This window comes from Crocosphaera sp. Alani8 (assembly GCF_038442745.1).
Lineage (GTDB): Bacteria > Cyanobacteriota > Cyanobacteriia > Cyanobacteriales > Microcystaceae > Crocosphaera.
Genome location: NZ_JARVCN010000205.1, coordinates 1 through 5879, shown reverse-complemented (window position 1 = coordinate 5879; position 5879 = coordinate 1). Strand labels below are relative to the sequence as shown.

8 protein-coding genes and 1 pseudogene are annotated in these 5879 nt (G+C 38.3%); 4 read left to right on the top strand and 5 right to left on the bottom strand.

Going from position 1 to position 5879, the window contains the following annotated elements; translation table 11 throughout:
- Positions 1-106: 106 nt before the first annotated feature.
- Together P9B04_RS12860 and P9B04_RS12855 are read right to left on the bottom strand one after the other, a co-directional pair.
- A complete protein-coding gene (locus tag P9B04_RS12860; RefSeq protein ID WP_342055390.1) occupies positions 107-607 on the bottom strand; it encodes a GIY-YIG nuclease family protein in 501 nt (166 codons plus the stop codon).
- A 451-nt stretch (positions 608-1058) separates the two neighbouring features.
- A complete protein-coding gene (locus P9B04_RS12855; RefSeq protein ID WP_342055389.1) occupies positions 1059-1313 on the bottom strand; it encodes a hypothetical protein in 255 nt (84 codons plus the stop codon).
- Between the two features lie 48 nt (positions 1314-1361).
- Between P9B04_RS12855 and P9B04_RS12850 the strand changes: the two genes are divergently transcribed.
- From P9B04_RS12850 to P9B04_RS12835, 4 genes and pseudogenes are all read left to right on the top strand, one after another.
- Positions 1362-1739 (top strand): calcium-binding protein, encoded by a 378-nt coding sequence (locus P9B04_RS12850; RefSeq protein ID WP_342055388.1) that lies wholly within the window; start codon positions 1362-1364, stop codon positions 1737-1739.
- A 275-nt stretch (positions 1740-2014) separates the two neighbouring features.
- Positions 2015-2629, top strand: a complete 615-nt coding sequence (locus tag P9B04_RS12845; protein WP_342055387.1) for a hypothetical protein — start codon at positions 2015-2017, stop codon at positions 2627-2629.
- Positions 2630-2771: 142 nt separating this feature from the next.
- Positions 2772-2942 (top strand): annotated as a pseudogene (locus P9B04_RS12840) (Holliday junction branch migration DNA helicase RuvB); the annotation flags it as partial.
- A gap of 75 nt (positions 2943-3017) precedes the next feature.
- On the top strand, positions 3018-3212 hold the full coding sequence (locus P9B04_RS12835) for a hypothetical protein (RefSeq protein ID WP_342055386.1): 195 nt from the start codon (positions 3018-3020) through the stop codon (positions 3210-3212).
- Positions 3213-3217: 5 nt separating this feature from the next.
- Here P9B04_RS12835 and P9B04_RS12830 read toward each other — a convergent pair whose 3' ends face one another.
- The 3 genes from P9B04_RS12830 to P9B04_RS12820 form a co-directional block, all read right to left on the bottom strand.
- On the bottom strand, positions 3218-3709 hold the full coding sequence (locus P9B04_RS12830) for a helix-turn-helix domain-containing protein (protein ID WP_342055385.1): 492 nt from the start codon (positions 3707-3709) through the stop codon (positions 3218-3220).
- Positions 3710-3902: 193 nt separating this feature from the next.
- Positions 3903-4913, bottom strand: a complete 1011-nt coding sequence (locus P9B04_RS12825) for an ASCH domain-containing protein (RefSeq protein WP_342055384.1) — start codon at positions 4911-4913, stop codon at positions 3903-3905.
- 24 nt (positions 4914-4937) lie between these two features.
- Positions 4938-5489 (bottom strand): hypothetical protein, encoded by a 552-nt coding sequence (locus tag P9B04_RS12820; RefSeq protein WP_342055383.1) that lies wholly within the window; start codon positions 5487-5489, stop codon positions 4938-4940.
- Positions 5490-5879: the final 390 nt, after the last annotated feature.

The window sequence follows — 5879 nt, the reverse complement described above, 5'->3', positions numbered from 1 at the left end:
CGAACCCGTGAGTTACCCATATATCTCCTCAACGCGCTTCCCTTGTTCAACCTCTTTGTCAAACTCGGTGCATCTGCAATATTGATACATGGCTCCCCGTTACTCCTCATTGGACTGGCGGGGTATCCTTCCCCTTCAACGTTGAGGGACGCTCTACCTTCTGAGCTACACTGCTTTGCAACACGATTGTAGCACACTGCTCAAGAAATGTCTTTAATTGAGGTTTAACTTGATAATAAAAGAAATGAGCCGAACAATGACAATCGGATGACCCAAATTTTTTAATCGGAATACTAGACTGTTTATCCTCCAGTAATAACTTAGCCCAAATACATTCTAGTTTAATGGTATCAGTTGAATAATAAATTTCAACAGGGTTTAAATGAGGTCTAAGATAATCAAGATGCCAATGGTTCCGTTTATTTATCTGTAGATGTCTGTGAATTCTCGATTTCAGTCCACCTTTTCCAAAGGCACTGCCAATGTAACAGTAATAACCAGGTTGGACTTGGTAGGTTCCTAATTTTCCTATGGATACTTGTGATTGATTAGTACAGAAAAAAACTAAACAATAAGTTCCTGGTTTAGAAGGTAAATTAACCATCATTTTATCTTCGGATAATAGGACTCCCGTGATTTTGAAAAGATACTCATCAACTCATGATGAAATTAGAGAAGAAATTCACTCAGATAGTTTCCAAGATTTCAATGATGAGTACGGTTGGAATAAAGAAAGTGACCTAGTTTATGAACAAGACGACCAGGGCTTCGCCCTCTGCCTTATCCCTTCGGGTACAGGTTCCCCGTCTTTCAAGACGTCCGCGAGTTTGGTAGGGGTACAAGCCCCGTGACCTTACCAGTGAACTTCTGCCCTCTGCCCTTGTAGCGCAGCGTCTTCTGCCTTCGTTTGACATGACTGAGGATTACCTCGATTCTTTGGTAATGTTTGATTGAAAAAGTTAATTGGCTATTATTTTCTGAATAAAATCATCTATTTTGTGCTTATTTAATAATGGCATTGTTATTATTATTATGTCCAATAAAAGGCAAAACATTAACTAGCGTTTTTTACCTAGATCTGATGTTTGGTTTTCTTTTTGTTGGGCTAACCACTCCCAGTCTATTAAGGTTCTTTCAGCAATAAGCTGGTGTTGTCTCAGCAATCTCTGAGCTTCAGCCCAGATTCGTTCTTCGCAAGGGTTCTCTAATTCTACCCCTAACAGAGAAAGGTAATATTTCATCAAATTGGTGTGTTGATAAGTGTAGTCGCTAAAGGCTATTTTTAGTCCATTGAGTAGTTGTTTTTTATTCATTTTATTCGTATGATGTTTCTGTTTCTTGATGCGAAACTGAATTTTATCATGGCTACTACTCCCCACGACGACGACAGAGAACAGCGTATAAGCAGTCAAATCATCGTTGATGCTTACAACTCAGATGAGGAAAGAATGGGCTGGTACTGTTATCTTGAGGATAATATGGGAATGCCTTTTGTGGCTGTCTGGAATGAACAAACCATAGAAGTAGTAGCCATGTCATCAGAAGAAGACTGTGAACAGGAAATGAGAGTTGATGTTCGTTATTCTGAAGAGAACCGTCAGGATATTTTTTCTGTGTCTTTGTCTGAAATTACTCCTGTGGATACTGATGAAGCTACCAGAGAGGCAGTAGATGACTGGAAATATTGGGTAGAAAGAGGTTACGAGTTCAGTGAAGGGGATGAAGATGAGTTTTTCTAAAGTTTAAAACGAACATCTGCCCAAAAGAATTAAGAATTCAGAATGGAGAATGATACTATTTTTATACCCTGCTCATCGATTATATGAAGCGATCGCTGCTCACCAGAATTTGAGGTAGTTGCCCCGACCAGTTTTGTTTTGCGATCGGCTTCGCGGATCTCGCAGAGCGATCGCACTCCTTGGTTTTAAGCGATCGCTTCTCTTGTAGTACACAAGTTCTTTATCCAGCAACGGAAAATTTACAGGTGGATTTTTTTTAAAATACTAAGAGCAAAATGAAATTTAGCCACATTTTTTTACTATCCACTACCTTCTCCCTCATCTATACTTCTGGAGCTTTTGGAGCTTCTGTCTCTTTTTCCCCAACTGGCTCTCAATTGGATAACGATCTAATTCCTGATTTGTCCACAAATATTGGTGAGTCTCTTAATTTTTCTTTTTTCTTGGACACCACTGGTCTTAATGCTAATTTAACTTCCTTAGAACTATTATTTGCACAAGACAGTACGGAACTAGAAACCCTTAGTGTTTCTAGAACTGACGCGGACATCGCTGCCTTCCCGAATTTTGGTGGGGTTCCAGCCCCAGGCACTATTCCTTCAGCGATCTTTTCTCGTAGTGGACCCGGAATTGCCCCTAATACTCTTGTTGAAATTGTGGTCGCTACCTATTTAGTACAATCTGAACTCATTAATGATGGATTACCTGATCAATCCGTCACGGTTATCAGTGCCACCGATGCCAATGGAACCGATGTTACGGCTCTGTTTGAGCCTGTTAGCCAAAGTTTAGATGTTCAACCTGTTCCAGAATCTAGTTTTCCTCTTAGTTTATTAACTTTTGGAGCCATAGGATTTACTTTCATCAAACACAAGAAATCCTCTCAATAGGCAACCCCTTTGATCACAGAATCGTAATCCCTCATCAAATGGAACGTAGCATTGGAAAATACCCCATCAAAAGTGACTTAAGACAGTGGTTATATTAGAACAACATGGTTGAGTTGCGGAGCGATCTCCGATTAATCAACTTATTGATGAGATTCATCGCCTCAACCGTTTAACCGAAGAGTTGTTATATCCAGCAATGGAAGATTATCGTCTGGATATCACCGTTGGCAAAGGACAAGCTTCTCGAACACGGAGTATTCCCCTGGCAAAATTTACCTTGGTGGGGGCTACAACTAAGGTGGGGTCACTAACAGGATTTCTTCATCGTACCCATCGGGGTAGGATGGTTACAGAATTAGCGAGGGAACATTTATAATCACCAAGAAAGATGATTCAAAAAATAATCAAACTACGAATACTGGGGAAAACTAATCAAGTTGAAGAAGAAACAGAAGCCCTAATCAAACTGCTAGAAAATAATGATTATCAGGTAATCCAAGCATCAAAACCATTACAATGCCGATCCCCAAATAATGATGAAAGTCGAATTTATTTGACTATTACCAAAACTAATAATAAATAAGTATCTTACCGAATTTCTTTACCCATAGGTTTGCCCCAATTATATTCCCCTTCTCCTCTTGGTCGATTGGGCTTGCGCCATGCGATGGCGCGCCCCTCGACCGCAAAATCTTCACTACTTGCTCCTGCCAGTAATTCTTTTAAAGAATACTCTGGTTCAGAAATCATATCTTGATACGCTGCTTTAACTAAAGAGACTAAAGCATTGGCGACGGCAGGATCAAGGTTTTTATCGGAGCGCAATCTAATAGCGATTGCTTCAGGAGTCTTTAAATCTTGTCCCTCATCAGTATCTTGAATAAATTCCATCGGGGAAACTTGCAGCCATTCACATAACGCTAAAAAGGTATCCATATCTGGCGTTTTACCCTTTTCTACCCGCGAAATCGTAGAAGGACTAACATTACCAATTTCTTTGGCTGTCTCTCTAAGTCCTCTATTTCCTCGCTTGCTACGTACAAGATTGGCTAATTTTTCAGTGTTTAGACTATATTTCATCAAATTCTCTCACCTCCAGTATTTTTTGAACACCTTCTTTAGCTGAAATTAATTCTATCTCACATTCAGCAAAAATTTCGATTAAGTCTTTTAAATCTACATGAACATAGCAATAATTTCTTTACTTGCTTCAATATAGCAAATTCTAATTCTGTAAGGCCGAAATTTAATTATACTAGAATTAAAAATTAAGTTAAGAAAGAAAAAGAAGAGGAAGCTGAACATCCCACAGCCCCTGTTGTCCCTTAATAGGAACAGGAGGAGATATGAGGCTAATATCATCTAATTTCCAGGCGAATCGTCCATGTTCCCAATGACCACACAGTTGCTCGTCCTCTGATTGTGCTTCAATAAACTCAGGAGTCATCTTGATACAATCAGTCAAATCGCAGGTAGCGATCGCCTTACCCAATGGTAAACTATCCCAAGAGTTTTGTGTGAAATCAATGTCTAAAATAGAAGCTAAAGATTTGTAATCTAATCGTTGTTGTTTAGTATTTTTCTTAGCAGAACAAATAACCAGTTGACCACGATAATTCGTTGACCAACTGCGAGTTTCATAATGTTTAATTCCCATAGCAATTAAACTAGCCCAAGGCTGATGCAAAGAAATAGCTTTAACAGTCACCAATGAACAGTCGCCAGTCACCAGTGTGTTTTGTTGATGTTTATTTCTAGTTGTCATAGAAGGATTATTAACCGTTGATTGATGGTTAGGAACTGTCAACTGTTTTTCACTGGGGATTGCTTGAATTCCACTGGATTGAAATTGATTAACAAGAGCTTTCATAGTAGCAAAAGGATAGCCACTAACTTTTAATTCAAGAGGGAAACCTAGAACCCTTTTAGCTTTTCTAATTCGGTAACGAGGGGCTTTAGTATCCTTGATAATTTGTCTCAATTCGTCTCTAGAATGACCACCAATATAGGTTAAGAACTTAACTCGTCCTTCTTGTAGATCGTAATAATCTTGAGACATTTTTATCTTAGTTTGGCAAGGATGGTCAAAGTAAACGACTATTTTTTTACAATACTGAACACGGAGTAAATGAGATAGATCATCAAAGGAAGCAGTGGGATTACGTTCGTGTTTTAAAAGTTCCTGAGCATCAATAGAATCTAGTGTAATACCTTCTTGTGCTGCCTCTTCAATGATAGTTTCAATGCTATTAATGTCTTCTTGAATTGTTGTTAAATTGGTCATAATTGTTAAGGAAAGTGTATTAAACTAAGATTTTTCTTCCCAATCAGGACAAGGCATCTGATCAATTCTCAGATCAGTATGGAAGGCATTGCAGACAAAACCTTTTTTTGTTCCGTAGCCATAAGTACAGGTAAAACATCTAACCATTTGTTCTTTCACTATCTTTTTGGAATCATCTAATTGCCATGTTTCAGCAACAATTTTAGCTTGTTGAGCTTTTCTCTTTAAAGCTTTTATTTCTTGAACTTTAACTGCTTCTGCTAATATTCCATTTCTATCTTGTTCAGATATTCCTATGTTTTTATTTCTCAGTCTTTGTTCGATTTCTTCTGTGCTGGTTGTAATCCCTGTTAAATGTGTTGAATTGATATCGATGCCTAATTTCCCTAATTGTTTAATCCATGCTTGTTTAACTTCTTCAGAACAATGAGCCATTGCATCAGCCCATGTCGGCGATCGCTTATGTTCCATCATAAATCTAACTTGATAGTAAAAAGTTTGAGGGTTATGAGGATCTTGTATTGGGTGGTTAAATCCGCATTCGGGACAAGCATTTTTTACGGATAATAGTTCCATAGCTAGACCTCAAAAGTATTAATTAAAAGGAACCTTCAGTATTAATTGTTTATCGTTTATTTGTTAATCCCAATCCATAATAAGTCCCTTACCTCCTTCTAATAAATGTACAAGAGTTTTATCCCAATTGACCCCATCAGTAGCTTGTGCGAACAATTCCCTATCGTGACAAGTCTTTCCCAACGCTATTCATACTGTCTTTGGGAGGGAGTCATGGGAATTTCCTCCCCCTTCCTTAAATATGTAAAGATTTATGACAATTTTGGGGATGTGTTAGGGGGAAATGTTTCCCCCTTTTCTTTGTCCTAAAATTCGGCGTTAGGACAACAATGGTCAAAATCCAGAATATAAAAGCCTAAAAATTGTTGTTTAAACTGTTCAAAGGCTTTT

Excerpts from the sequence above, each read along its gene's own strand:
- P9B04_RS12845 (WP_342055387.1), top strand. The coding sequence starts at position 2,015 with ATGAAATTTAGCCACATTTTTTTACTATCCACTACCTTCTCCCTCATC.
- P9B04_RS12855 (WP_342055389.1), bottom strand. The coding sequence starts at position 1,313 with ATGAATAAAAAACAACTACTCAATGGACTAAAAATAGCCTTTAGCGAC.
- P9B04_RS12860 (WP_342055390.1), bottom strand. The coding sequence starts at position 607 with ATGATGGTTAATTTACCTTCTAAACCAGGAACTTATTGTTTAGTTTTT.
- P9B04_RS12850 (WP_342055388.1), top strand. The coding sequence starts at position 1,362 with ATGGCTACTACTCCCCACGACGACGACAGAGAACAGCGTATAAGCAGT.
- P9B04_RS12820 (WP_342055383.1), bottom strand. The coding sequence starts at position 5,489 with ATGGAACTATTATCCGTAAAAAATGCTTGTCCCGAATGCGGATTTAAC.
- P9B04_RS12835 (WP_342055386.1), top strand. The coding sequence starts at position 3,018 with ATGATTCAAAAAATAATCAAACTACGAATACTGGGGAAAACTAATCAA.
- P9B04_RS12830 (WP_342055385.1), bottom strand. The coding sequence starts at position 3,709 with ATGAAATATAGTCTAAACACTGAAAAATTAGCCAATCTTGTACGTAGC.
- P9B04_RS12825 (WP_342055384.1), bottom strand. The coding sequence starts at position 4,913 with ATGACCAATTTAACAACAATTCAAGAAGACATTAATAGCATTGAAACT.